The organism is Pseudomonas sp. IB20 (assembly GCF_009707325.1).
Classification (GTDB): Bacteria; Pseudomonadota; Gammaproteobacteria; order Pseudomonadales; family Pseudomonadaceae; genus Aquipseudomonas.
Window position 1 is genome coordinate 3,538,057 of sequence record NZ_CP046103.1, and the last position, 23,947, is coordinate 3,562,003.

Genomic DNA, 23,947 nt, shown 5'->3' on the forward strand with positions numbered 1-23,947 from the left:
AAACTCGGCGCGCCCCACAGGGAGAACAAGAACAATGATCTTCACCCAAGAACACCAGGAACTGCGCCGCACCGTCCGCGCCTTCGTCGACCGCGAAATCAACCCGCATGCGGACGAATGGGAAAAAGCCGGGCGCTTTCCCATCCACGCTATTTTCCGCAAGGCCGGCGACCTCGGCCTGCTGGGCATTTCCAAGCCGGAAAAATTCGGCGGCATGGGCCTCGACTACAGCTACTCCATCGTCGCGGCCGAAGAGTTCGGCACCATTCGTTGCGGCGGCATCCCGATGTCCATCGGCGTGCAGACCGACATGTGCACCCCCGCCCTCGCCCGCTTCGGCAGCGATGAGCTACGCGACGAGTTCCTGCGCCCGGCCATCAGCGGCGAGCAAGTGGGCTGCATCGGCGTCTCGGAAACCGGCGCCGGTTCCGACGTGGCCGGGCTGAAAACCCATGCACGCAAGGACGGTGGCGACTACGTGATCAACGGCAGCAAAATGTGGATCACCAACTCGCCCAGCGCCGACTTTATCTGCCTGCTGGCCAACACCTCGGACGACAAGCCGCACATCAACAAGTCGCTGATCATGGTGCCGATGAACACGCCAGGCATCAGCGTCAGCCCACCCCTGGAAAAACTCGGCATGCACAGCTCCGAGACCGCCCAGGTGTTCTTTGACGGCGTGCGCGTGCCGCAGCGCAACCGCATCGGCCATGAAGGTGCGGGCTTCATGATGCAAATGCTGCAGTTCCAGGAAGAGCGCCTATTCGGCGCGGCCAACATGATCAAGGGCCTGGAGTACTGCATCGACAGCACCATTGAGTACTGCAAAGAGCGCCAGACCTTTGGCAAGGCGCTGATCGACAACCAGGTCATCCACTTTCGCCTGGCAGAACTGGCCACCGAAATCGAATGCCTGCGCGCGCTGGTCTACCAGGCCACCGAGCAATACATCAAAGGCCAGGACGTGACCCGCCTGGCCTCCATGGCCAAGCTCAAAGCCGGGCGCCTGGGCCGCGAAGTCAGCGACAGCTGCCTGCAATACTGGGGCGGCATGGGCTTCATGTGGGACAACCCCGTAGCCCGCGCCTACCGCGACGTGCGGCTGGTCTCGATTGGCGGCGGCGCCGACGAAATCATGCTGGGCATCATCTGCAAATTGATGGGCACCTTGCCTGGGAAAAAATCATGAACACCTTGCTGCTCGAACCGCATAACGGCGTGCTGCACATCACCCTCAACCGCCCGGCAAACCGTAACGCCATGAGCCTTGAGATGGTTAATGAACTGCGCGCGGTATTGGCGCAGCTCGACAGCCAAGTGCGCGCGTTGGTGATCAGCGGCGCCGGCGGGCATTTCTGTGCCGGGGCGGATGTGAAGGACATGGTCACCGCAGGCGGCAAGCAACAGTTACAGGCGCTGAACCGCGCGTTCGGCACCTTGCTGCAAGAAGTCGAGGCCGTGCCGCAGGTGGTGATCGTCGTGCTGCAAGGCGCCGTGCTGGGCGGCGGGTTTGGGCTGGCGTGTGTGAGTGATATTGCGATTGCCGATCATAAGGCGCAGTTCGGCCTGCCGGAGACCAGCCTGGGCTTGTTGCCAGCGCAGATTGCGCCGTTTGTGGTCAAGCGTATCGGCCTGACCCAGGCACGACGGCTGGCGCTGACGGCAGCGCGATTTGATGGGGTTGAGGCCCACCGGTTGGGGGTGGTGCATTTTGCCGAGAGCGATGCGCAGGCATTGGCGGAGCGCCTGGATGAGGTGCTGGGGCAAGTGTTGCAGTGCGCGCCGGGGGCGAATGGACGGACGAAAGCCTTGTTACTGGCCAGTGCCGATGAGCCGCTTGAGGCCGTATTGGATCGCGGGGCGCAGTGGTTTGCTGAGGCCGTGACTGGCGTGGAAGGGATAGAGGGGACGCAGGCTTTTGTGCAGAAGCGTAAGCCGAGTTGGTGCAAGTGACGCCATCGCAGGCAAGCCAACTCCCACAGGGAGAACGCATTTCAACAAGTGGGAGCTGGCTTGCCTGCGATGGGGCCAGAACAAACACCCGATTACCCAGGGATAAACCAATGCCCACATTCAGCAAAATCCTGATCGCCAACCGCGGCGAAATCGCCTGCCGCATCCAGCGCACCGCTCAAGGCTTGGGCTACCGCACCGTCGCCGTCTATAGCGACGCCGACGCCCAAGCCCTGCATGTGCAGATGGCCGACGAAGCCGTCAACATCGGCCCAGCCCCGGTCCAGCAGTCGTACCTCAACATCGCGGCCATCCTCAAAGCCGCTAGAATCACAGGCGCCGACGCCATCCACCCCGGCTATGGCTTCCTCTCCGAAAACGCCGAGTTCGCCCGCGCCTGCCAACACGCGAACATTACCTTCATCGGCCCCAGCCCCGAGGCCATCGAACTGATGGGCAGCAAACGCCAGTCCAAACTGGCCATGCTCGAGGCGGGCGTGCCCTGCATCGCCGGCTACCAAGGCAGCCAGCAAGACGACGCCACCCTGCAACAAGAAGCCCAGCGCATCGGCTACCCCCTGATGATCAAAGCCAGTGCCGGCGGCGGTGGGCGCGGCATGCGCCTGGTGCACGACAGCACGCAATTGCTCGACCAACTGCGCACCGCGCGCTCTGAAGCGATGAACGCCTTCGGCAGCGACGAGCTGATCCTCGAACACGCCCTGATCGACCCACGCCATGTGGAAATCCAACTGTTCGGCGACAGCCACGGTAACCTCATCTACTTGGGCGAACGCGACTGCTCGATCCAACGCCGCCACCAGAAAGTCATCGAAGAAGCCCCCTGCCCCGTGATGACAGCCGAGCTGCGCCAAGCCATGGGCGAAGCCGCGTTAGAGGCCGGGCGCGCGGTCAATTACGTCGGCGCCGGCACCGTGGAGTTCCTGCTCGACCGCAACGGGCAGTTCTACTTCCTGGAAATGAACACCCGCCTGCAAGTAGAGCACCCGGTGACCGAACTGATCACCGGCCTCGACCTGGTGGATTGGCAACTGCAAATCGCCGCGGGCCAGCCGCTGCCACTGAACCAGGCGGACGTAACCTTGCACGGCCATGCCATGGAAGTACGCGTGTACGCCGAAGACCCGGCCCAAGGTTTCCTGCCGCAAACCGGTGACGTACTGCGCTGGGAACCCGCCGCCGGCGTGCGAATTGACCACGGCGTACTCGAAGGCCAACGCATCAGCCCGTTCTATGACGCGATGCTGGGCAAGATCATCGCCCATGGCGCCACTCGCGAAGAGGCCCGGCGCAAATTGCTGCGGGCGGTCGAGGACACAGTGTTGCTGGGCGTGACCACCAATCAGCGGCTGTTGATTGACCTGCTCAAGCAAGAAGACTTTATCGCCGGCGACTTCAGCACCGGGTTTATCGCCGAACACTTCAACGAAATCCCCCGCCAGGCCGCGACGGACGAGCAGATCGCCTTGGCCGCCGCGCTGTTTTATCAACACAGCGCCCGCGCGCACCGCCAAGGTTTAGCGGGCTGGCGCAACAACGCCAGCGTGCCTTGGACCTATCGCCTGGAGATTAACGAGCAGACCCACCACATCGCCGTCAGCGTGCTGGAAGATAATCGCCTGCAGGCCAACGGCATCGACATCAGCAGCCTCAGCACCGACGGCCACTGGGCCACGCTGGTGATCAACGGCATCCGCCGCCGCGTCGCCTACCACCTCGACGATACCCAGCTTTGGCTGCCCGGCGTAAAGGTGATCGACCGCACCCAGCAAGTCGCCAGCCGCCAGCCCGACGCCGGCAGCGGCATCGTCAAGGCGCCGATGGACGGCGCCATCGTCGATGTACGCGTGAGCACCGGTGAGACGGTCACTAAAGGCCAACTGCTGCTGGTGCTCGAAGCGATGAAAATGGAACACCCGCTGACGGCCGGCATCGATGGGGTAATCAAAGGCGTGCAGGTGACTGCAGGCGATCAGGTGCGTAATCGCCAGGTTTTGTTGGAGATTGAAAAGCCCTAGGCGATAAGCCCTAGCGGAACTACAAGGCCGGGCTACGCTCTATCCCCATCAGGACGGGAAGAGTACGGGAACCTGCGCGATGCCTCATTGGCTGATTATTGACTTGGAAGCCACAACGGATGAAGGCGGCTGGCCCGTGACGGAGATGGAAGTCATCGAGATCGGCGCGAGCCTGGTAAACCGCCAGGGCCGTGAGCTGGATCACTTCCAGCGCTTTGTGCGGCCGCTGCGTCGGCCTTTGCTGACGCCCTTCTGCCGCCAATTAACCCATATCACCCAGGCCAACATCGACGGCGCTGCGCCGATGACCGAGGTGTGGCCGTTGTTTGAGCGCTGGCTGGGCCAGCATCAAACCCGCCTGGAAGGCTGGGCCAGCTGGGGTGACTACGACCGCAAGCAGCTAGAGCTGGAATGGCAACGCCATGGCCTGGCCAGCGCGCTCGCGCAAACGCCGCATGTGAACCTCAAGCAGCGCTTCGCCAAGGCGCGGCGCCTGGATAAGCCACTGGGGCTTAACGGCGCCCTGCAATTGGCCGGGATGCAGTTCCATGGCCAGCAACACCGGGCGCTGGAGGATGCACGCAACACCGCACGCCTGCTGCCGTTGATTTTGCCGGTCTAGGCAGCTCCCCTGGCCTTGGGCATACTGGCCAACCTTTCCAGACCCTTTTCCGAGGATTCACCCATGTTTAAAGTCAACGAATACTTCGACGGCACCGTCAAGTCGATCGCTTTCGGCACCGCAGAAGGTCCGGCGACCATCGGCGTGATGGCTCCGGGTGAATACGAATTCGGCACCGCCCAGCGTGAAATCATGCACGTGGTGTCCGGCGCCCTGAGCGTCAAACTGCCTGACGCCAGCGAGTGGGAAACCTTCGCCGCCGGCAGCCAGTTCAACGTACCGGCCAACAGCAAGTTCCAGCTGAAGGTCGCGGTGGATACGGCTTACCTGTGCGAATACCGCGGCTAAGTTTGCCTCGGTCAAAAAAATGCCCGTCTCGCAGGAGACGGGCATTTTTTGTGGGCAGCGCAAATTACTCGAGAACAGTCACCGGCATGCCGACTTCCAGGCGCCCCGGGCCATCGTTGACCAAGTTCTGGCCGAACATCGCGCCATTTTCCGTCTTACGATAGGCATCGAGCGTGACGAGGGGTTCGCGGTCGGCACTGCGTTCGCCGGTGGCGGGGTCGATGGTGGTGAGAATGCAGCGTGAGCAAGGCTTGACCACGCGCAACTCGACATCGCCGATACGCAGGCGCTTCCAGCCGTCTTCGGCGAATGCCTCAGCGCCTTCGATCACCAGGTTGGGACGAAAACGCAGCATTTCCATGGGCCGCCCAACGTGCTGGGAAAGGTCGTCCAGAGAGCCCTGGCCGATTAGTAACAGCGGGTAACCGTCGGCAAACGCCACCTGGTCATCATCGTTGCCGAAACCGGCCTCGGTGGTACGCGCGCGCTCAAGCGGCATTTGCACGAGCCGCGTAGGCTTGCCGATAAAGTCGCTGACCCAGGCGGCGGCTGCATCGCCTGCATCCGGCACCCGCAAGGTATCGCGCCAGATGGTCACGCCGCGCAACTCGGCATCATTGCCGGGCAGCGCCACGTCCAGCGGCGCGAAACCCGGCGAACTCAGGGTCAGGCCACCGGCACTGTTCCACAACGCCGCCAGTTGGCTCATTTTCGCCACGGCCCGTTGTGTGAGAAAGCGCCCGCTGGCTTCGTCCACCAGCATCCAGCGTCGATCCCCGTCCAGCCCGAGTTTATCCAGGCCGATGTGTTGCAAGACTTCGGCCTTGCCGGACTTCAAGGGGTAACGGTACAGCGCGCTGAGACGAAGCATGGGCCTGCTTTCCTGAAGGGGACGAAGCGTCACCTAGGCCCACTACGTCCAGCATCAGCCGTTGGCGCACCACATCCACCAGTTTGTCGGGCTGGAATTTGGACAGGAAGTTATCGCAACCGACCTTCTTGACCATCGAATCGTTGAAGCTGCCCGACAGCGAGGTGTGCAGCACCACATACAGCCCACGCAGGCGCGGGTCGTTGCGGATCTCGGTGGTGAGGCGGTAGCCGTCCATCTCAGGCATTTCGGCGTCGGTAAAGATCATCAGCAGTTTGTCGGTCATGACTTGGCCGCTGTCGGCCCAGGCTTTGAGCATGTTCAGCGCCTTGAGGCCGTCGCTGGCGATGTGCATCTTCACCCCGAGTTGGCCAAGGGTGTCGCGCAGTTGCGACAGGGCCACATTGGAGTCGTCCACCAGCAGTACTTCGCGACCACGGGCGCGTTCCAGCACTGGGTCTTCGAGTTTTTCGCGGGAAACCTTGGCGTTGTACGGCACGATTTCGGCGAGGACTTTTTCCACGTCGATGATTTCCACCAACTGGTCATCGACCTTGCTGATGGCGGTGAGGTAATGCTGACGACCGGCACTGACCGGCGGTGGCAGGATGGCTTCCCAGTTCATGTTGACGATGCGGTCCACGCCGCCCACCAGGAACGCCTGCACCGAACGGTTGTACTCGGTGACGATAATCGTGCTGTTGGGCCCCGGCACCAGCGGGCGCATGCCAATGGCCTGGGACAGGTCAATCACCGGCAAGGTCTGGCCGCGCAGGTTGACCACGCCGCATACGAACGGGTGGCGCTGGGGCATCAGGGTCAGCTTGGGCAGTTGCAAGACCTCCTGCACCTTGAACACGTTGATCGCAAACAGCTGCCGCCCGGCCAGGCGAAACATAAGAATCTCCAGGCGATTCTCACCCACCAGTTGCGTGCGTTGATCTACCGTGTCGAGAATGCCGGCCATTGAAAGCTCCTGATATGGGATTGTGCTGCTCACTTAAGGCTGTTATCGGCGGCAAGCGCCAGACCTTGACCCTGATAAATTGCCACGCAAATGCATTGATGTCACACTGACATCATGCTTTACTGCAACGGCCTCTCCAAACGGCTCTATAGCAACGCTACGCGACACGCAAATAGACGCAAGGTTCCGCTGCGTAAGGGATTCCCCTATGCACAATCAGGCCCAACCTGATATTCGCAATATCTAATAGCCATTAATGTGACACCATTCTCATTGCATGAATGGAGTCAGGCTTTTGTTTGCCATCCCAAGCCCTCGGCCCACGGGTCTTCCAGTGATTCACGTGGCGGCAGCTGAAGTTGTGCAGTCGCCCCTGATACCCAGAGCCTCGCGCGGCAATCGTAATCAATCAAGTATCGGTCCTACTGAAATCTCAGAAACGGGCTACAGATTCCAGTCATATTTCAGCGGTAGTTTTACGCCATTCACCCGGTGCGGCATCTCATCACCCGGCCTTATGTTGCGGAGACTTGCATGATGAATAATGCTAACGAATGGCAAACAGCACTTCCCGAATTCCTGCTCGAAGCCGAGACGCTCCTGGCCAAGTCGCAGGAGTGCTTGAACCACTTGCATTTGATCCGCAACGACAGCGATGCCATCGACTGCATGAAAGCCAGCCTGGCCAAGCTGGCTGAAAAGGCCGAAGGCCAGGCGCTGCAGGCCATCAGCGAATTCTCCCGGCATATTCAGTACCTGATTGCCAATGCCGTAAGCCCTATGGAACTGCATGACCAGGCGTTGAATGCCCTGCATGACTGCTTGACGCTGCTGGCCTGGCAACTGGAATTGATCGACTCCCGGACCGGTGAGTTGACCCTGGATGAAAGCGAGCAAACTAAATTGATCGCGACAGTCACGTTGCAGATCCCGCAGAAAGACTACGGCTTTAAACCGCAGCAGCGCCTGCATCACACGTCTTGAGTGTTGGCGAGGTCGTCTTTAATCGGCGAGTTATCTAAAAACGACGCAAGACATATCAATTAGCCATCAACGCATATCAATTAGCCATCAACGCTATAACGCTACAAAGCAACTTAATAAATACAATTACACCCTCTATATCTGCCCTCTTTGAACTCTGGGATTCTCTAACTCTAGAATTAGGCCCAGGGCGTGTCCGTGTGGTTAATAAACCGGTCACGCGAGGCGCCAGGCGACCAACGGTAATAGTGGTGGTACTATGCACCGCTCGAAGTGACTCAACTTCATAAAGTATGCAAATGTTTCGGCCCCGTATTCCAAACAGAGCCCTGTCAGCTGCCGTGACCGGTCTTCCCGCAGCGAACCTTCATTGGCTCCATCCGCTATGTACGCCAGCCTAAAGTCACTCATCGCCAGATCCGTGTCCCGCAGCAATGCCCGCCGCATCGTTCTCGCCCTGTGCCTTTGCTCATTGCTGGTCAGCCTGTGGGCCTACACCCAATCCGCGCCGTTGCCGTTATCGGTCCTGCTGCTGAACCTGGCCACGTTGCTGGTGGTGGGCCTGCAACAGTGGAGTTCGCGCAAATCGATAAAATTCCAGCCGCAGGAATTGGCCGATCGCTTGCTGCAAGTGCAAGAAAACGAGCGCCATCGCCTCAGCCGCGAATTGCATGACGACATCGGCCAATTGCTCACCGCCGCCAAGCTGCAAAGCGAATGGCTCAAACGCCGCCTGCCTGACGACCTGCAAAGCCAATGTACTGTGCTGTGCAACACCCTGAATGAAACCTTGGCGAAGGTGCGCGACGTGTCCGCCATCCTCAACCCAAGGCAGCTGGCCAGCCTGGGTTTGGAGGCGAGCCTGCGCGCGCACCTGCTCAAGACCTTGGAAAACACCCCAGTGCACTGGAGCCTCGAATGCCAGCAACGGCTGACCGGCATCCCGGAAGAAATGGCCGTGGCGGCCTTTCGCATCACCCAGGAAGCGGTGACCAATATGCTTCGCCACGCCCAGGCACACAATTTGTTGGTACGCCTGCAACGCCTGCCCGAAGGCCTGTCGCTGATGATCTGCGATGACGGCCTGGGCTTCTCGCCTGCCATCAACCCAGGGCTAGAAGGCCAACGGGGCATGGCCGGTATGTCCGAGCGGATAGATCAGTTGGGGGGCACCTTGTCCGTCACCAGCCAGCCTGGCAAAGGGACCCGGATCGACGCGCTTTTCCCCTGGGCGCCGCGCGCCCTCGAACGGGCCAGTTCCCCTAAGGTTCTCCAGTGACCTGCAATTTACTCTTGGTGGATGACCACGCACTGATTCGGGCCGGCGTACGTGCGCTGATCCAAGATACGCCCGGCTACACAGTGATCGGCGAAGCCAGCGATGGCGCGCAGTTGCTGGAGAAGTTCAGCACCCTGCAGCCAGACATCGTGCTGCTGGACCTGTCAATGAAGCACGTCGGTGGCCTGGATGCCTTGCAGCAACTCAAGGCGGCCTACCCCAAGAGCAAGGTGCTGATCCTGTCGATGAACACCGACCCGGAGCTGATCATGCGTGCGCTGGAGTCCGGCGCCCATGGCTACCTGCTCAAAGACACCACCGCCAGCGAGCTGGAACACGCCCTGCAGGCCTTGCGCAACAACGAGCGTTACCTGAGCCCCGCGATTGCCCACACGGTGATCAATCAGGCGCTGATTCGCAACCAGGGCCAGAGCGCCCCTGTCGCCCACAGCCATAACCTGACGGCGCGCCAGCTGGAAATCCTGCGTTTGATCGTGCGCGGCAAGTCCACCCGGGAAATCGCCCACGGCCTGGGCCTGAGCATCAAGACCGTGGAAGCGCACCGCTCGCAGATCATGAAGCGCCTGCAGATTTTCGACGTGGCGGGCCTGGTGTTATTCGCCGTTCGCGAGCAGATCATCAGCTTGGACGACTAACGGCGAACCCAGCGGCAGGTGCACGCGCAAGGCTTTGGGCAGTGCGCAAAAACGCAGGTCATCGCCCTTCAACGGTTCGCCATCGAGGTTGATGTACAGCCCTTCGGCCACCTTGATCTCGACCCAGGGCAGGCGCGCCCGCACAAACATAGTGTCCAGGCCCCAGCCCTGGCTCATCAGGGTCATCAGCGTGCCGACCACCTCCTGGGGCGCGGGCAGAATGCTGATATCCAGCAAGCCATCATCGACCAACGCGCCGGGGCATAGCACATGCCCACCGCCCGCCTGACGACCGTTGCCGATACCCAGCGCGAGTAAGTCGCCTTTCCAATGGAAGCCCGGCCCTTCCAGCTCGCCATAGGCGGCCTTCAATTCACTGAAACGCGTCAACCCGGTGAACAGGTAGGCCGCGCCACCCAGCACTTTCTTCAGATCTTCGGAGGTGTTGGCGGTGACCTGGCTGCCGAAGCCGCCCGTGGCCATGTTGAGGAATATTTGCCCACCGGCCTGGCCGAGGTCGATGGCCCTTGGCGGCACATCCAGCAGCGCCAGCGCCTGGGCAGGCTCAAGCGGCACACCGGCGGCGCGCGCGAAGTCATTGGCAGTGCCCAGTGGCATCAGCACCAGGCTGGCGTCGGTTTTGGCCAATGCCATCGCCTCGGCCACATCGCGCAAGGTGCCGTCGCCGCCACCGGCAATCAGGTGGGTATAGCCATCGGCCAAGGCTTCGTTGACCAGCCGCTGGGCGTCACCGCCCTCCCATGTCACCCGCACCGCCAGTTCCCAGCCCTGTTCGCGCCGGGCCTGCACGGCGGCGCGCACGTCCTCGTTGAGGGCTTGCTTGCCGTGCAGAATCAACAGTGCCTTGGGGGTGGTCATGGTGGGCTTACTCCTGGAGTCAAAGATGCTTGAAGGATGTGGACCTTTGCGGTGGGAAAAAAAGCCATCGAGGTTGCAAATTAATTGCCCCGCTAGAAGTTATCCATCGCGTTGCACATCGACAGCTTGCCCTTGGGCGTGGGCTCTACAGGCTCCCATTGCTGACCGTGCGCAGGCAGTTCATGCAGTTGGATGGAACAGTTCGCGTAGATAGTCGCCTGCACCATGTAATCCACTCCGGGGCGCGGCACGAAGCTCATGCTGCTGAAGCATTGTCGGGAATACTGCAATTGCCCCAGGTAATGCAGCGCGATGGGCTTGTTCGCCGGCACCACCAGCTCCGTGGTCACCGCGCCGTTCCAGGTATAAATCGGCCCGGGCATGCCAAGGCTTTCGCCGTTGTGGTCAGGGAAGCCGGATTTGGTCGACGCCATCACCCCGGCGCCCGGCACATTCCAGTCCAGGCAATCGCGCCCCGGCACTGCGCGCACCAGGCCGTCGGTGATCAACCGCACACGAGCGGTCTCGCCTGACTGCGGTGGGGCGTAGCCGGTGGACAGGGAACGGATGTTCGCCACCTGGCCGCACCCCGTCAGCAGCACCAGAAGCGCCACGGGAATAACACGCAAAACAGTCATCAGCATTCAACTCGCAGGGGAAGAAAGGGCCGGTTACGGCTGGCGGCAATTTTGCTCGACCGACAACTGCGGCGCCGGCTCAAAACTCACCATCTGCAAGCCATCGGCGCCCTGGAAGATGAAGTACTTGGTGCGGCAATCTTGGAACATCTTCGAGTAGCCTTGCGCTCGGAAGCCTTGACCCTCGACCTGCTTGGTCACGGTATTGTTGCGGCTCACTACGGCGAGCACCTGCGCATAGCTGTCGCCCATTTTCACCCCGGGCTCGTTGGTGACGCTCATCGACGAGGCGCAACCGCCCAGCGCTGCTGCCGCCAGCATCAAAGCGGCGCCGTACACTCCATTACGTGTGGCGTTCATCCCTGTGTCCTTTTAATAGCCCGCGAGAAAAATAGCGCCCATACAAGCGCAGACGGCGGCACAGGGCCGCCGCAAACCAGACAGTTTTATGCCAACAAAAGCGTGGAAAGACATTTCAAATCCTTGTGCGTAAAACTTCGTACAGGCTTGGTCAGCACAAAGACGCAAAAGTGGTGGTGGGGTATATCCTGAACCAGAACCAGCTACTGGAAGCGAGCGCCACCGTTGATGCGGCCACCCTCACCCACTTGGAGATGCCCAATCGCGATGGCTTCTACGTCGACGACAGGCCCGATGTCAGCGAGCAACCTTGCTACAAGGACTGTATCGGGCTCCAGTTGACCGGGAAAATCCGCTAAACAAGCACATCAGCTCTTGTGTAACTTACTCATCAACTGCGCCTCAGCCTGGGTCAACCCGCACGACTGGGTCAGCTCATCCACGGTCGCGCCCATGCCCACCAGCTTCGCCGCCTGGGCAAACGACAGGCTCGAAGGGTCGCGCTGTTCGATCTGCGCCAGCTTGTCCGGCAACGGCGCCAGGACCGCGCGCAGTTCATGCACCTCGTCCCCGACCTTCACCGCACTCTGCTGGAAGTGATCCACACGCTTGACCAGGTCGAGGATGCGCCGGTCGCGCACGGCATCGCGCTCGGCCTGTTGCAAGGCCAATTCCCGTTGCTGGCGCATATAGCGCAGCAGGAACGCCACCGTCCCAGCCCACAACAGGGCCAGGACAATCACCGCTGCTTCAAGAAACAATCAGATGTTCTCCAGATCCGACCATTCTTCTTCGCTCATCATCTTGTCCAGCTCAACCAGAATCAGCAGCTCGCCGTTCTTGTTGCACACGCCCTGGATGAACTTGGCCGACTCTTCATTACCGACGTTCGGCGCGGTTTCCACTTCCGATTGGCGCAGGTAAACCACTTCGGCCACGCTGTCGACCATGATCCCGACCACTTGCTTGTCGGCTTCGATGATAACGATACGGGTGTTGTCGTTGACTTCGGTCGGCACCAGGCCAAAACGCTGGCGGGTGTCGATCACGGTCACGACGTTGCCGCGCAGGTTGATGATGCCCAGCACATAGCTTGGAGCACCCGGAACCGGAGCGATCTCGGTGTAGCGCAGCACTTCTTGCACGCGCATCACGTTGATGCCATAGGACTCGTTGTCCAGTTTGAAGGTAACCCATTGCAGGATCGGATCATCCAAACCTTGTGCGGACGCTGACTTATTCATACCACTGACCCCTTCAAATGCCGTTTTACTCGGCGTGTGTACTTCGCTGACCGCACTCGCATGCGGGCCTTATTATTCAATCAACTATGTGTGTTCGGCGCCATCGCCTTGACGGCACCACTGGCGATCAACTCGGCCAGCTCAGCGACGTCCAGCAACGCGCACATGTGTTCAATCACGGTGCCGGCCAACCACGGCCGTTGGCCCCGGTGGCTGCGCCATTTGATTTCATTTGGGTCCAGGCGCAACGAGCGGCTGACTTGATGCACCGCCAGCCCCCACTCGTAGCCCTGCACCGAGATCACGTATTGCAAGCCCTGGCGAAAGTCATCGCGGTAACGGTCGGGCATGACCCAACGCGCGGTGTCCAGCACCTTGAGGTTGCCGGCTTGGCTTGGCAGGATGCCGAGGAACCACTCCGGTTGCCCGAACAGTGGCGTCAGCTCCTGGCCTTCCAGCGAATAGATCGAACCCAGGCACACCAGCGGCACCGCCAGGGTCAACCCGGCGACGTCGAACAGCAGGCATTCGAACGGCTCGGCGGCCCACGACGGTCGGCCATCACCGGTCACCGGCGGCGGCGTGATGCTCGGTGGCAGATGGACTTCCACCACAGGCTCGACCACAACAGGCGCCACAACAACCGGCGCAACCGGCACAACAACCGGCACGACGTGCGCATCGCGGGCTTGTTCTTCGAGCACCGCCAACTGGAATTCATCCAGCGTGCTTTCGGGCTCTACGACGGCAGGTTCAAGTACCAGAATCGGTTCCGGCAGTTCCTCCTCGGTCGCGTCCTGCAGCAACGCATCCAGGTAGGATTCCAGTGCCAGTTGCGGCCGGGTCTTGAGTTGAACGGGACGGTTCATCACGCCACCTGCGCCACAAGTTGCTGCGACAGCAAATGCTTGAGCAACGCACGGTAGGCCAGCACACCACGGCTTTTGCCGTCGAACTGCGAAGGCGTGAGGCCCGCGCGGCTGGCGTCACGCAGGCGCGTGTCCACCGGAATATAGCCATTCCAGATGGTCTCGGGGTAAGCGTCACGCAACACACGTAAAGTGCCGAGAGACGCCTGGGTCCGACGGTCGAATAGGGTGGGCACGATGCTGAACGGCAGCGCCTGTTTGCGCGAACGGTTGATCATCGCCAAGGTGCTGACCATGCGTTCCAGGCCTTTGACCGCCAGGTGCTCGGTCTGCACCGGGATCACCAGTTGCTGGCTGGCCGCCAAGGCGTTGACCATCAGCACGCCGAGCAACGGCGGGCTGTCGATGATGGCGTAGTCGAAGTCCTGCCACAGCTGCGCCAGGGTCTTGGCGATCACCAAGCCCAAGCCGCTCTGCCCCGGCGACTGGCGCTCAAGGGTGGCCAGCGCGGTGCTGGACGGCAGCAGGGAAATGCTTTCGTTACTGGTGGGCAGCAGCAGTTGCCCAGGCAGGTCGGCAGGCACGCTGCCCTTGTGCAGGAACAGGTCGTAGCAGCTGTGCTCCAGCGCATCAGGGTCGTAGCCGAAATAGCTGGTCATCGAGCCATGCGGGTCGAGGTCGACCACGACCACACGCTTGCCCGCCTCAGCCAGCAAGCCGGCTAAGGCGATGGAGGTGGTGGTCTTGCCGACCCCACCCTTTTGATTGGCAACTGCCCAGACTCTCATTCGGTTGATTCCTCCCGGTGGGCTAAAGCGCGACCGAGACAATGCATAAAGTTATTGAGCCGGTGACGGAGAATTGACGGCACTCTGACGAACCGACGGCTTAACGGTTGGCGGTGCAGTTTGTGTGCCAGCCCGCTTCAAGGCCGCATCCGGTGTTGCATTAGCGGTGCCGGTACCGGTCAGGCTGCGGCGAACATCCAGGTTGCGCGACACCACCAGCACCACGCGACGGTTACGCGCGCGGCCTTCCGCCGTGGCGTTATTGGCCACCGGCTGGAACTCACCATAGCCCACCGACGCCAACCGGCCAGGGTTCACGCCCTGCATCGCAAGCATGCGCACGATGCTCGCGGCACGTGCCGACGACAGCTCCCAGTTGGTCGGGTACTGCGCGGTGGCAATCGGAAAATTATCGGTAAAGCCTTCGACGTGGATCGGGTTTTCAAACGGTTTGAGGATCGCCGCCACCTTATCGATGATGGTGAACGCTTGGTCGCTCGGCATCGCGTCGGCGCTGGCGAACAGCAGGCTGGAGTTAAGCTCGATCTCCACCCACAACTCATTGCCGCGCACGGTCATCTGGTTCGATTTGATCAGGTCGCCAAACGCGGCACTGATGTCGTCGGCGATGCTTTTCAGAGGGTCGCTGGTGCCACCGATGCCAGCGGCGGTTTCATCGCTGTCGTTGACCAGCGGCTTGGCCGGAGTCACGGTCTTGGGTCGTTCTTCGCCGATTGGAATCGGCTTGAGGGCACGGTCGGTGTCGTTGAACACGCCGACCAGCGCCTGGGAAATGACTTTGTACTTGCCTTCATTGATCGATGAGATGGAGTACATCACCACGAAAAACGCGAACAGCAAGGTAATGAAGTCGGCGTAGGACACCAGCCAGCGTTCATGGTTGACGTGTTCTTCAGGCTCGCGGCGGCGACGGCTCACACTCAATCCCTCCCATCAATCCATGAAGCCCTGGAGCTTCAATTCGATGGAGCGCGGGTTCTCACCCTCGGCAATCGACAACAGGCCTTCCAGCAACATTTCGCGGTAACGCGACTGGCGCATGGCAATCGACTTGAGCTTGCTGGCCACCGGCAACAACACCAGGTTGGCACTCGCCACGCCGTAAATGGTGGCGACAAACGCCACGGCAATCCCGCTGCCCAACTGCGACGGGTCGGCCAGGTTACCCATCACGTGGATCAGGCCCATCACCGCACCGATAATGCCGATGGTCGGCGCGTAGCCGCCCATGCTTTCAAAGACTTTGGCGGCGTTGATGTCGCGGCTTTCCTGGGTGAGAAAGTCCACTTCCAGGATGCTGCGAATCGCTTCCGGCTCGGCGCCGTCCACCAGCAACTGCAGACCTTTGCGCGCGTAGCTGTCGGGCTCGGCATCGGCCACGCCTTCCAGGCCCAGCAGGCCTTCCTTGCGCGCGGTGAGGCTCCAATTGACCACGCGATCGATGCCACCGGGCAGGTCGACGCGCGGCGGGAAGATAATCCAGATCAGGATCTGCATCGCACGTTTGAACGAGCTCATCGGTGATTGCAACAACGCTGCGCCCACCGTGCCGCCAATCACGATCAATGCCGCCGGGCCGTTGGCCAAGGCGCCAAGGTGGCCGCCTTCAAGGTAGTTGCCGCCGATAATCGCGACAAACGCCATGGTGATGCCAATCAGGCTCAAGACATCCATCAGAGGCAGGCCTCCACCAGATGCTTGCCGATGTCGTCCAGGCTGTAGACGGCGTCGGCCAGGTCAGCCTTGACGATGGCCATGGGCATGCCATAGATCACGCAGCTGGCTTCGTCCTGGGCCCAAATCGCGCTGCCGCCCTGCTTGAGCAGACGTGCGCCTTCACGGCCGTCGGCGCCCATGCCGGTGAGCACCACCGCCAGAACTTTGTCGCCGTAGGACTTGGCTGCCGAACCGAAGGTGATGTCCACGCACGGTTTGTAGTTCAAACGCTCGTCGCCCGGCAGGATTTTAATCGCACCACGGCCATCCACCATCATCTGCTTGCCGCCCGGGGCCAGCAGCGCCAGGCCAGGACGCAGGATGTCGCCATCCTCGGCTTCCTTGACGCTGATGCGGCACAGTTTGTCCAAACGCTCGGCAAATGCCTTGGTGAACGCAGCCGGCATGTGTTGGATCAACACGATCGGCGCCGGGAAGTTGGCTGGCAGCTGGGTCAACACCCGCTGCAAGGCAACCGGGCCGCCCGTGGACGTACCGATGGCCACCAGCTTGTAGGCTTTGCGCTTGGGTGCAGGCGAATGCGCAGCTGCACGCGCAGGAGCGGCGGCCGGACGCGCAACCGGCGCAGGTGCCGGGCGACCAAAGGTGCTCGGGGCTGCGGGCGGCGGCGTAACCGGTGCAGGCGCCGGCGCACTGAACAGGCTGCGACGGTTACTGCGCGAAATGCTGTGCACCTTCTCGCACAGCATCTGCTTGACCTTCTCGGGGTTGCGCGAGATATCTTCGAAATTCTTCGGCAGGAAGTCCACCGCACCCGCATCCAACGCATCCAGGGTGACCCGGGCGCCTTCATGAGTGAGCGAGGAGAACATCAACACCGGCGTAGGGCAGCGCTGCATGATGTGTCGAACTGCCGTGATGCCATCCATCATCGGCATCTCGTAGTCCATGGTGATCACGTCCGGCTTCAGCGCAATGGCTTGATCAATCGCCTCTTTGCCGTTAGTGGCCGTGCCGACCACCTGGATCGTTGGATCGGCGGAAAGAATTTCCGAGACGCGGCGGCGGAAGAAACCCGAATCGTCCACCACCAGGACCTTGACTGCCATAAACACTCCGTTAGGCGGGGCGGGCAATACCGCCCTGCCCCACCAGAATCAAATACGCCGTGCGGCGTAACGCTTTAGCATGCTCGGAACATCAAGAATCAGCGCGATCCGACCGTCACCGGTAATGGTCGCACCCGACATGCCCGGGGTTCCCTGCAGCATTTTGCCCAAAGGCTTGATGACCACTTCTTCCTGGCCCACCAACTGATCGACGACAAAGCCGATGCGCTGGGTGCCCACGGACAAGATCACCACATGGCCTTCGTGCTGCTCTTCATGTTTGGCCGATGCCACCAGCCAGCGCTTGAGGTAGAACAGTGGCAACGCCTTGTCGCGCACAATCACCACTTCCTGGCCGTCCACCACGTTGGTGCGTGACAGGTCGAGGTGGAAGATCTCGTTGACGTTGACCAGCGGGAAGGCGAACGCCTGGTTGCCCAGCATCACCATCAGGGTCGGCATGATCGCCAAGGTCAACGGCACCTTGATGACGATTTTCGAGCCCTGGCCCTTGGTCGAGTAAATATTGATCGAGCCGTTGAGCTGGCTGATCTTGGTCTTCACCACGTCCATGCCCACACCACGGCCGGACACGTCGGAAATCTCGGTCTTGGTCGAGAAGCCCGGGGCGAAGATCAGGTTGTAGCACTCGGTGTCGGTCAGGCGGTCGGCGGCGTCTTTGTCCATCACGCCACGCTTGACCGCGATATTGCGCAGAATCGCCGGGTCCATGCCTTTGCCGTCATCGGTGATCGACAGCAGGATATGGTCGCCTTCTTGCTCGGCCGCCAGAATCACCTTGCCGTTGCGGGACTTGCCCGAGGCTTCGCGTTCTTCCGGGGTTTCCACGCCGTGGTCAACGGCGTTGCGAACCAAGTGGACCAGCGGGTCGGCCAGGGCCTCGACAAGGTTTTTGTCGAGGTCGGTTTCTTCACCCACCAGTTCCAGGTTGATTTCTTTCTTGAGCTGGCGTGCCAGGTCGCGAACCAGACGTGGGAAGCGGCCGAAGACTTTCTTGATCGGCTGCATCCGCGTTTTCATCACTGCGGTCTGCAAGTCAGCGGTGACCACGTCGAGGTTCGACACAGCCTTTTGCATGGCTTCATCGCCGCTGTTCAAGCCCAAGCGCACCAGGCGGTTACGCACCAGCACCAGCTCGCCGACCATGTTCATGATGTCGTCCAGGCGCGCGGTATCAACGCGCACGGTGGTTTCGGCTTCACTGGCAGGCTTGTCGGCCACCGGCGCCGCCGCAGCTCGCGCAGGTGCCGGGGCGGCTGCAGGGGCTGGAGCGGGTTTGGCGGCAGCCGGGATGGCGGCCGGTGCGGGTTTCGCCGCTACCGGGGCGGCAGTCGCCGCAGCGGCCGGGGCCACTTCGGTGAACTTGCCTTTGCCGTGCAAATCATCCAACAGGGCTTCGAACTCGTGATCAGAGATCAGCCCGTCGCCCGCGGGTGCCGCACTGGCAGGTGCTGCACCGGCGACTGGGGATGCGGCGGTCGCGGCAACTTGCGGCAAGGCTTCAGCGACAAACGTGCCTTTGCCATGCAGTTGGTCGAGCAACGCTTCGAATTCGTCGTCGGTAATGTCGTTGCTGGCCGGGGCCGCCGGCGCTTTCGACTCGGCGGCGGGTGCCACCACGTCAGCGGCGAACTGGCCTTTGCCATGCAACTGGTCGAGCAGGGATTCGAACTCTGCGTCGGTGATGTCTTCGCTGGTCGGCGTTGCGGGCGCAGCAGGCGCTTGCGGCGCTTGCGGCGCCTCAGCCTCGGCCTTCACCGCACTGAGGGAGTTGAGCAACTGCTCGAACTCGCTGTCGGTCACATCCGCTTCCGGCTCAGCAACCGCAGCAGGCGCTGCTTCCACCACCGGCGCAGCCGGGGTGGCGGCAGGTTCTGCCAGGCGCGCCAGGGCGGCCAGCAGTTCCGGCGTGGCCGCTGTGATCGGGGCACGTTCGCGCACTTCGCTGAACATACCGTTGACCGCATCCAATGCTTCCAGAATCACGTCCATCAGTTCCGAGTCGACGTGGCGCTCACCCTTACGCAGGATGTCGAACACGTTCTCGGCGATGTGACAGCACTCCACCAGCTCATGGAGCTGGAGGAAGCCGGCGCCCCCTTTTACAGTGTGAAAACCGCGAAAAATTGCATTGAGCAGGTTCGCATCATCCGGTCGACTTTCCAGCTCGACCAGTTGTTCGGACAGTTGCTCTAAAATTTCGCCGGCCTCTACAAGGAAATCCTGAAGGATTTCTTCATCGGCGCCGAAGCTCATGTGGGTGCTCCTTAGAAGCCTAAACTGGATAACAGGTCATCTACGTCATCCTGACCTGACATAACGTCTTCACGTTTATCGGCATGAATCTGCGGACCTTCACCCTTGGCGAGATGTTTTTGTGGATCTTTTTCCGAGAGGATCGCTTCGCGGTCATGTTCGATGCCGGCAAAACGATCAACTTGGCCGGCCATGAGCACCAATTTGAGCAGGTTGCTTTCCACTTCGGTGACCAGCTGGGTCACGCGTTTGATCACCTGACCGGTGAGGTCCTGGTAATCCTGGGCCAGCAGAATGTCATTGAGGTTGCTGGCAACCGTACGGTTGTCCTGCTCGCTGCGCGACAAAAAGCCGTCGACCCGACGCGCCAAATCACGAAACTCTTCGGCCCCCACTTCGCGACGCATGAAGCGGCCCCAGTCAACGCTCAGGGCTTGTGCTTCGGTGGTCATGCCATTGACCAAGGGCGTTGCGTTTTCCACCAGGTCCATGGTGCGGTTGGCCGCCGCCTCTGTCAGCCTGACCACATAGGACAGGCGTTCGGTGGCATCGGTAATTTGCGAAATTTCTTCGGCCTGGGGCATGTGCGGGTCAATCTGAAAATTGACGATCGCACTGTGCAGCTCGCGTGTGAGCTTGCCCACTTCCTGGTACAGGCCGCGGTCACGGGTCTGGTTAAGCTCATGGATTAACTGCACCGCGTCGCCGAATTGGCCTTTTTCAAGGCTTTCAACCAACTGGTGAGCATGCTTTTTCAGGGTCGACTCAAAGTCTCCCTGTGACGTTTCTTTATGCTCCATAGCTCCCCCGTGGCAGCATCAATGACCGATGCGTTCGAAGATTTTTTCGATCTTCTCTTTCAAGGCCAGTGCAGTGAATGGCTTGACCACGTAGCCGTTTACCCCAGCTTGGGCGGCTTCGATGATCTGTTCACGCTTGGCTTCGGCGGTCACCATCAACACAGGCAGGCTGCGCAGTTTTTCATCGGCGCGCACGTGGCGCAGCAAGTCGATGCCGGTCATGCCCGGCATGTTCCAGTCGGTTACCAGAAAGTCGATGCTCCCGCTGTTGAGGATCGGAATCGCCGTAATGCCGTCATCCGCCTCGACCGTGTTAGTGAACCCAAGGTCACGCAACAGGTTTTTTATGATCCGCCGCATCGTTGAGAAGTCATCAACGATGAGGATTTTCATGTTCTTGTCCAATTCGACCTCCAAGCAGTCTTAAACGCGCCCAGCACCTGGACGCGCCATTTCAATCAACAGGCGTTACACAAAAAGGACTGCCCAGGGCACCACGCAACGAACCCGCGAAAGCATGCAGCCTTCGCGGTAGCGTCTGCAGTGTCCCCACACTGCCTGTCAGCGCGTGCGCCACTCTCCCAATCGCCCCCGCAAGCGGGCTGCGCACTGGCTGTGCAACTGGCTGACACGCGATTCGCTGACCCCCAGGACCTCACCGATTTCCTTGAGGTTCAGCTCTTCGTCGTAGTACAGCGACAACACCAGTCGCTCACGCTCCGGCAAATTGGCAATCGCGTCCGCCAACGCCCCCTGGAAACGTTCGTCTTCCAGGTCGCGCGACGGCTCCAGATGTGCACTCGCGCCATCCTCGTGCAGCCCTTCGTGTTCGCCGTCCTGCAACAGGTCGTCGAAACTGAACAGGCGGCTGCCCAAGGTATCGTTCAAAATCCCGTAGTAATCGTCGAGACTCAATTGGAGTTCGGCCGCAACTTCATGATCTTTAGCGTCACGACCGGTTTTTGCTTCAATTGAGCGAATTGCGTCACTGACCATTCGCGTGTTGCGGTGTACCGAACGCGGCGCCCAATCCCCTTTACGCACCTCATCGAGCATCGCGCCACGTATACGAATACCCGCATACGTCTCGAAACTCGCGCCTTTGCTCGCGTCGTATTTGGTCGACACTTCGAGCAAACCAATCATGCCGGCCTGGATGAGGTCTTCGACCTGCACGCTGGCGGGCAGGCGTGCCAGCAAGTGGTAGGCAATGCGCTTGACCAGCGGCGCATAGCGCTCGATCAACTCGCCCTGGCTGTCACGTGCCGACTTTTTGTAAAGGTTGTAGCCGCTGGCTGTCATAGCACCGGTCCTGCGCTCGTCTGATGCACCAATCGCTCGACGAAAAACTCCAGATGCCCCCGAGGGTTAGCGGGCAACGGCCAAGTATCGACCTTCTGAGCAATAGCCTTGAACGCCAATGCGCATTTGGAACGAGGGAACGCTTCGTAGACTGCACGCTGCTTTTGCACAGCCTTGCGTACACACTCGTCATAGGGAACTGCGCCCACGTATTGTAGGGCGACATCGAGGAAGCGATCCGTGACCTTGGTCAACTTGGCGAACAGGTTTCGCCCTTCTTGCGGGCTTTGGGCCATGTTGGCCAACACGCGAAAGCGATTCATGCCGTAGTCACGGTTAAGCAATTTGATCAGGGCGTAGGCGTCGGTGATCGACGTAGGTTCGTCGCAGACCACCAGCAACACTTCTTGCGCGGCGCGCACAAAGCTGACCACCGACTCGCCGATCCCGGAGGCGGTGTCGATCACCAGCACGTCGAGGTTGTCGCCGATATCGCTGAACGCCTGGATCAGGCCGGCATGCTGCGCCGGGCTCAGGTGCACCATGCTCTGGGTGCCCGAGGCGGCGGGCACGATACGAATGCCACCGGGGCCCTGCAGCAGCACATCGCGCAGCTCGCAGCGGCCTTCGATCACATCGGCAAGGGTATGTTTGGGTGTCAGCCCCAGCAGAACGTCGACGTTCGCCAGGCCCAGGTCAGCATCCAGCAGCATGACGCGACGGCCAAGCTCTGCCAGGGCCAGGGACAAATTCACTGACACGTTAGTTTTCCCGACGCCACCTTTGCCGCCGGTCACCGCGATCACCTGTACGGGATGCATGCTGCCCATTTTATTTCTTTACCTTGTCTTGCTTAGACGCAGGCTACATGGCTTGGCCGCGTGAATCGCTTGCAGACCATCGATGTAGGTACATTTCACGGTGTTCATCCGGCCTCAACCGACCCGTTTTGCCGGGTGGTGGTAAAGGTCGGCGAACATATCGGCCATCGCTTCCTCGCTAGGCTCTTCTTGCATTTGCACGCTGACAGCACGGCTGACCAACTGATGACGGCGCGGCAGATGCAGATCATCCGGAATCCGCGGCCCGTCGGTCAGGTAAGCAACCGGTAATTCATGACTGATAGCCAGGCTCAGCACTTCGCCCAGGCTCGCGGTTTCGTCGAGCTTGGTGAGGATGCAACCGGCCAGGCCGCAGCGCTTGTAGCTGTGGTAGGCAGCGGTAAGAACCTGTTTCTGGCTGGTGGTTGCAAGCACCAGGTAATTCTTCGACTTGATGCCACGCCCGGCCAGGCTTTCCAGCTGCATTCGCAGCGCTGGGTCACTGGCTTGCAGGCCGGCGGTGTCGATCAGCACCACGCGCTTGCGCAGCAGCGGGTCGAGGGCGTTGGCCAGGGACTGGCCCGGGTCGACGTGGGTCACCGACACATTGAGGATGCGGCCCAGGGTCTTGAGCTGCTCCTGGGCGCCGATGCGGTAGCTGTCCATGCTCACCAGCGCGATGTTCTGCGCGCCGTACTTGAGCACATAACGCGCCGCCAGCTTGGCCAGGGTGGTGGTCTTGCCCATGCCGGCAGGGCCGACCATGGCAATCACACCGCCCTCTTCCAGGGGTTCGATTTCCGGGGTGACGATCATGCGCGCCAAGTGCGCCAGCAACATGCGCCAGGCTTGGCGAGGTTCTTCGACCTCGGCGGTGAGCGCCAGCAAGTCACGGGACAACGGGCCGGACAGGCCGATCCGTTGCAGGCGACGCCACAGGTTAGCCTGTTGCGGCTTACTGCCTTGCAACTGGTTCCACGCCAAGGAGCCCAACTGTACTTCGAGCAGCTCACGCAGGCCATTGAGTTCAAAACGCATCGAATCAAACACGCGTTGGTCGACTGCGGCGGCCGGTGCCGGCGCTGCAGGACGTGGCGGCTCTTTGAATGTTGGTTCCACCAGCGGCTCGGAAGCAGTAAGCGGCAGGCCGGCGAACAGCTGGCGATTGGTGGTGGCGTCGCTGTCGCCACGCATGCTCAGCTCAGCCTGGGCCGAGACAATGCGCGAGGCGGTCTTGCGCAACTCGTCTTCGAGTTCCATGTTCGGCACGCGCGGCGCCAGCGCCGAGGGCGTGTAATCCAGGGCAGCCGTCAGCTCGACACCGCCGGCAATACGACGGTTACCGATAATCGCGGCATCGGCGCCCAGCTCATCACGTACCAGTTTCATGGCCTGACGCATATCGGCGGCGAAAAAACGCTTAACTTGCATATCCCACTA

The 23,947-nt window shown here is 60.8% G+C and carries 26 protein-coding genes and 1 pseudogene; 9 read left to right on the plus strand and 18 right to left on the minus strand.

Translation table 11 applies throughout. The annotated features are described in order from the left end of the window. Positions 1 to 34 precede the first annotated feature (34 nt). The 5 genes from atuD (at position 35) to ppnP (ending at position 4,965) form a co-directional block, all read left to right on the plus strand. On the plus strand, positions 35 to 1,192 hold the full coding sequence (atuD, locus tag GJU48_RS16370) for a citronellyl-CoA dehydrogenase (RefSeq protein ID WP_094950780.1): 1,158 nt from the start codon (positions 35 to 37) through the stop codon (positions 1,190 to 1,192). After that, on the plus strand, positions 1,189 to 1,956 hold the full coding sequence (locus GJU48_RS16375) for an enoyl-CoA hydratase/isomerase family protein (RefSeq protein WP_094950779.1): 768 nt from the start codon (positions 1,189 to 1,191) through the stop codon (positions 1,954 to 1,956). Before atuD ends, GJU48_RS16375 begins: the two co-directional genes overlap by 4 nt. A 110-nt stretch (positions 1,957 to 2,066) precedes the next feature. Then, the gene (locus GJU48_RS16380; protein WP_094950778.1) at positions 2,067 to 3,995 is read left to right on the plus strand and encodes an acetyl/propionyl/methylcrotonyl-CoA carboxylase subunit alpha; all 1,929 of its coding nucleotides are present in this window, start codon (positions 2,067 to 2,069) and stop codon (positions 3,993 to 3,995) included. 79 nt (positions 3,996 to 4,074) lie between these two features. Next, the gene (locus GJU48_RS16385; RefSeq protein ID WP_094950777.1) at positions 4,075 to 4,617 is read left to right on the plus strand and encodes an exonuclease domain-containing protein; all 543 of its coding nucleotides are present in this window, start codon (positions 4,075 to 4,077) and stop codon (positions 4,615 to 4,617) included. A 63-nt stretch (positions 4,618 to 4,680) separates the two neighbouring features. Beyond that, positions 4,681 to 4,965, plus strand: a complete 285-nt coding sequence (ppnP, locus tag GJU48_RS16390; protein ID WP_094950776.1) for a pyrimidine/purine nucleoside phosphorylase — start codon at positions 4,681 to 4,683, stop codon at positions 4,963 to 4,965. A 64-nt stretch (positions 4,966 to 5,029) separates the two neighbouring features. On the opposite strand, the gene GJU48_RS16395 is transcribed toward ppnP, so the two are convergent. Further along, complete coding sequence (locus GJU48_RS16395) at positions 5,030 to 5,836, minus strand: MOSC domain-containing protein (RefSeq protein ID WP_094950775.1); 807 nt, start codon at positions 5,834 to 5,836, stop codon at positions 5,030 to 5,032. A gap of 40 nt (positions 5,837 to 5,876) precedes the next feature. Next, a pseudogene (locus GJU48_RS16400) lies at positions 5,877 to 6,803 on the minus strand (chemotaxis protein CheV); the annotation flags it as partial. A 534-nt stretch (positions 6,804 to 7,337) separates the two neighbouring features. Between GJU48_RS16400 and GJU48_RS16405 the strand changes: the two are divergent. From GJU48_RS16405 to GJU48_RS16415, 3 genes are all read left to right on the plus strand, one after another. Then, positions 7,338 to 7,787: a hypothetical protein gene (locus GJU48_RS16405; protein WP_176462928.1), complete on the plus strand. Its 450-nt coding sequence runs from the start codon at positions 7,338 to 7,340 to the stop codon at positions 7,785 to 7,787. A gap of 385 nt (positions 7,788 to 8,172) precedes the next feature. Further along, positions 8,173 to 9,066 (plus strand): sensor histidine kinase, encoded by an 894-nt coding sequence (locus GJU48_RS16410; protein WP_094950773.1) that lies wholly within the window; start codon positions 8,173 to 8,175, stop codon positions 9,064 to 9,066. Beyond that, on the plus strand, positions 9,063 to 9,722 hold the full coding sequence (locus GJU48_RS16415; protein WP_094950772.1) for a response regulator transcription factor: 660 nt from the start codon (positions 9,063 to 9,065) through the stop codon (positions 9,720 to 9,722). Before GJU48_RS16410 ends, GJU48_RS16415 begins: the two co-directional genes overlap by 4 nt. Here GJU48_RS16415 and yegS read toward each other — a convergent pair. The 3 genes from yegS to GJU48_RS16430 form a co-directional block, all read right to left on the minus strand. After that, positions 9,681 to 10,601 carry a lipid kinase YegS gene (gene yegS / locus GJU48_RS16420; protein WP_094950771.1) on the minus strand — a complete coding sequence of 307 codons (921 nt, stop codon included), beginning with the start codon at positions 10,599 to 10,601 and terminating at the stop codon, positions 9,681 to 9,683. The two genes, GJU48_RS16415 and yegS, sit on opposite strands and share 42 nt — an antisense overlap. Positions 10,602 to 10,693: 92 nt before the next feature. After that, a complete protein-coding gene (locus tag GJU48_RS16425) occupies positions 10,694 to 11,239 on the minus strand; it encodes a hypothetical protein (RefSeq protein WP_094950798.1) in 546 nt (181 codons plus the stop codon). A gap of 33 nt (positions 11,240 to 11,272) precedes the next feature. After that, positions 11,273 to 11,599, minus strand: coding sequence for a hypothetical protein (locus tag GJU48_RS16430; protein WP_094950770.1), 327 nt, complete (start codon positions 11,597 to 11,599; stop codon positions 11,273 to 11,275). 125 nt (positions 11,600 to 11,724) lie between these two features. On the opposite strand from GJU48_RS16430, the gene GJU48_RS16435 reads away from it, so the two are divergent. Continuing rightward, a complete protein-coding gene (locus GJU48_RS16435) occupies positions 11,725 to 11,958 on the plus strand; it encodes a hypothetical protein (protein ID WP_178119792.1) in 234 nt (77 codons plus the stop codon). 9 nt (positions 11,959 to 11,967) lie between these two features. Here GJU48_RS16435 and GJU48_RS16440 read toward each other — a convergent pair whose 3' ends face one another. From GJU48_RS16440 to flhF, 13 genes are all read right to left on the minus strand, one after another. Further along, positions 11,968 to 12,360 (minus strand): DUF2802 domain-containing protein, encoded by a 393-nt coding sequence (locus tag GJU48_RS16440; protein WP_094950767.1) that lies wholly within the window; start codon positions 12,358 to 12,360, stop codon positions 11,968 to 11,970. Further along, entirely contained in the window at positions 12,361 to 12,843 is a 483-nt protein-coding gene (locus GJU48_RS16445) for a chemotaxis protein CheW (protein WP_003236843.1), read from the minus strand. It lies immediately after the preceding gene. 80 nt (positions 12,844 to 12,923) lie between these two features. Beyond that, entirely contained in the window at positions 12,924 to 13,712 is a 789-nt protein-coding gene (locus GJU48_RS16450) for a CheW domain-containing protein (RefSeq protein ID WP_094950766.1), read from the minus strand. Then, a complete protein-coding gene (locus GJU48_RS16455) occupies positions 13,712 to 14,500 on the minus strand; it encodes a ParA family protein (RefSeq protein ID WP_017134961.1) in 789 nt (262 codons plus the stop codon). Before GJU48_RS16455 ends, GJU48_RS16450 begins: the two co-directional genes overlap by 1 nt. A gap of 51 nt (positions 14,501 to 14,551) precedes the next feature. Beyond that, on the minus strand, positions 14,552 to 15,439 hold the full coding sequence (gene motD, locus GJU48_RS16460) for a flagellar motor protein MotD (protein WP_094950797.1): 888 nt from the start codon (positions 15,437 to 15,439) through the stop codon (positions 14,552 to 14,554). Between the two features lie 15 nt (positions 15,440 to 15,454). Beyond that, entirely contained in the window at positions 15,455 to 16,195 is a 741-nt protein-coding gene (locus GJU48_RS16465; protein WP_094950765.1) for a flagellar motor protein, read from the minus strand. After that, the gene (locus GJU48_RS16470; RefSeq protein ID WP_094950764.1) at positions 16,195 to 17,307 is read right to left on the minus strand and encodes a protein-glutamate methylesterase/protein-glutamine glutaminase; all 1,113 of its coding nucleotides are present in this window, start codon (positions 17,305 to 17,307) and stop codon (positions 16,195 to 16,197) included. The genes GJU48_RS16465 and GJU48_RS16470 overlap by 1 nt, the downstream gene beginning before the upstream one ends. A 48-nt stretch (positions 17,308 to 17,355) precedes the next feature. Continuing rightward, positions 17,356 to 19,584, minus strand: coding sequence for a chemotaxis protein CheA (locus GJU48_RS16475; protein ID WP_094950763.1), 2,229 nt, complete (start codon positions 19,582 to 19,584; stop codon positions 17,356 to 17,358). 11 nt (positions 19,585 to 19,595) lie between these two features. Continuing rightward, positions 19,596 to 20,384, minus strand: coding sequence for a protein phosphatase CheZ (locus GJU48_RS16480; protein WP_094950762.1), 789 nt, complete (start codon positions 20,382 to 20,384; stop codon positions 19,596 to 19,598). A gap of 18 nt (positions 20,385 to 20,402) precedes the next feature. Then, positions 20,403 to 20,777, minus strand: a complete 375-nt coding sequence (locus tag GJU48_RS16485) for a chemotaxis response regulator CheY (protein WP_005790040.1) — start codon at positions 20,775 to 20,777, stop codon at positions 20,403 to 20,405. A gap of 168 nt (positions 20,778 to 20,945) precedes the next feature. Next, positions 20,946 to 21,686, minus strand: a complete 741-nt coding sequence (gene fliA, locus GJU48_RS16490) for an RNA polymerase sigma factor FliA (protein ID WP_094950761.1) — start codon at positions 21,684 to 21,686, stop codon at positions 20,946 to 20,948. Further along, the gene (gene fleN / locus GJU48_RS16495; RefSeq protein ID WP_094950760.1) at positions 21,683 to 22,516 is read right to left on the minus strand and encodes a flagellar synthesis regulator FleN; all 834 of its coding nucleotides are present in this window, start codon (positions 22,514 to 22,516) and stop codon (positions 21,683 to 21,685) included. The genes fliA and fleN overlap by 4 nt, the downstream gene beginning before the upstream one ends. A gap of 105 nt (positions 22,517 to 22,621) precedes the next feature. Continuing rightward, positions 22,622 to 23,938: a flagellar biosynthesis protein FlhF gene (gene flhF, locus GJU48_RS16500; RefSeq protein WP_094950759.1), complete on the minus strand. Its 1,317-nt coding sequence runs from the start codon at positions 23,936 to 23,938 to the stop codon at positions 22,622 to 22,624. Positions 23,939 to 23,947 lie beyond the last annotated feature (9 nt).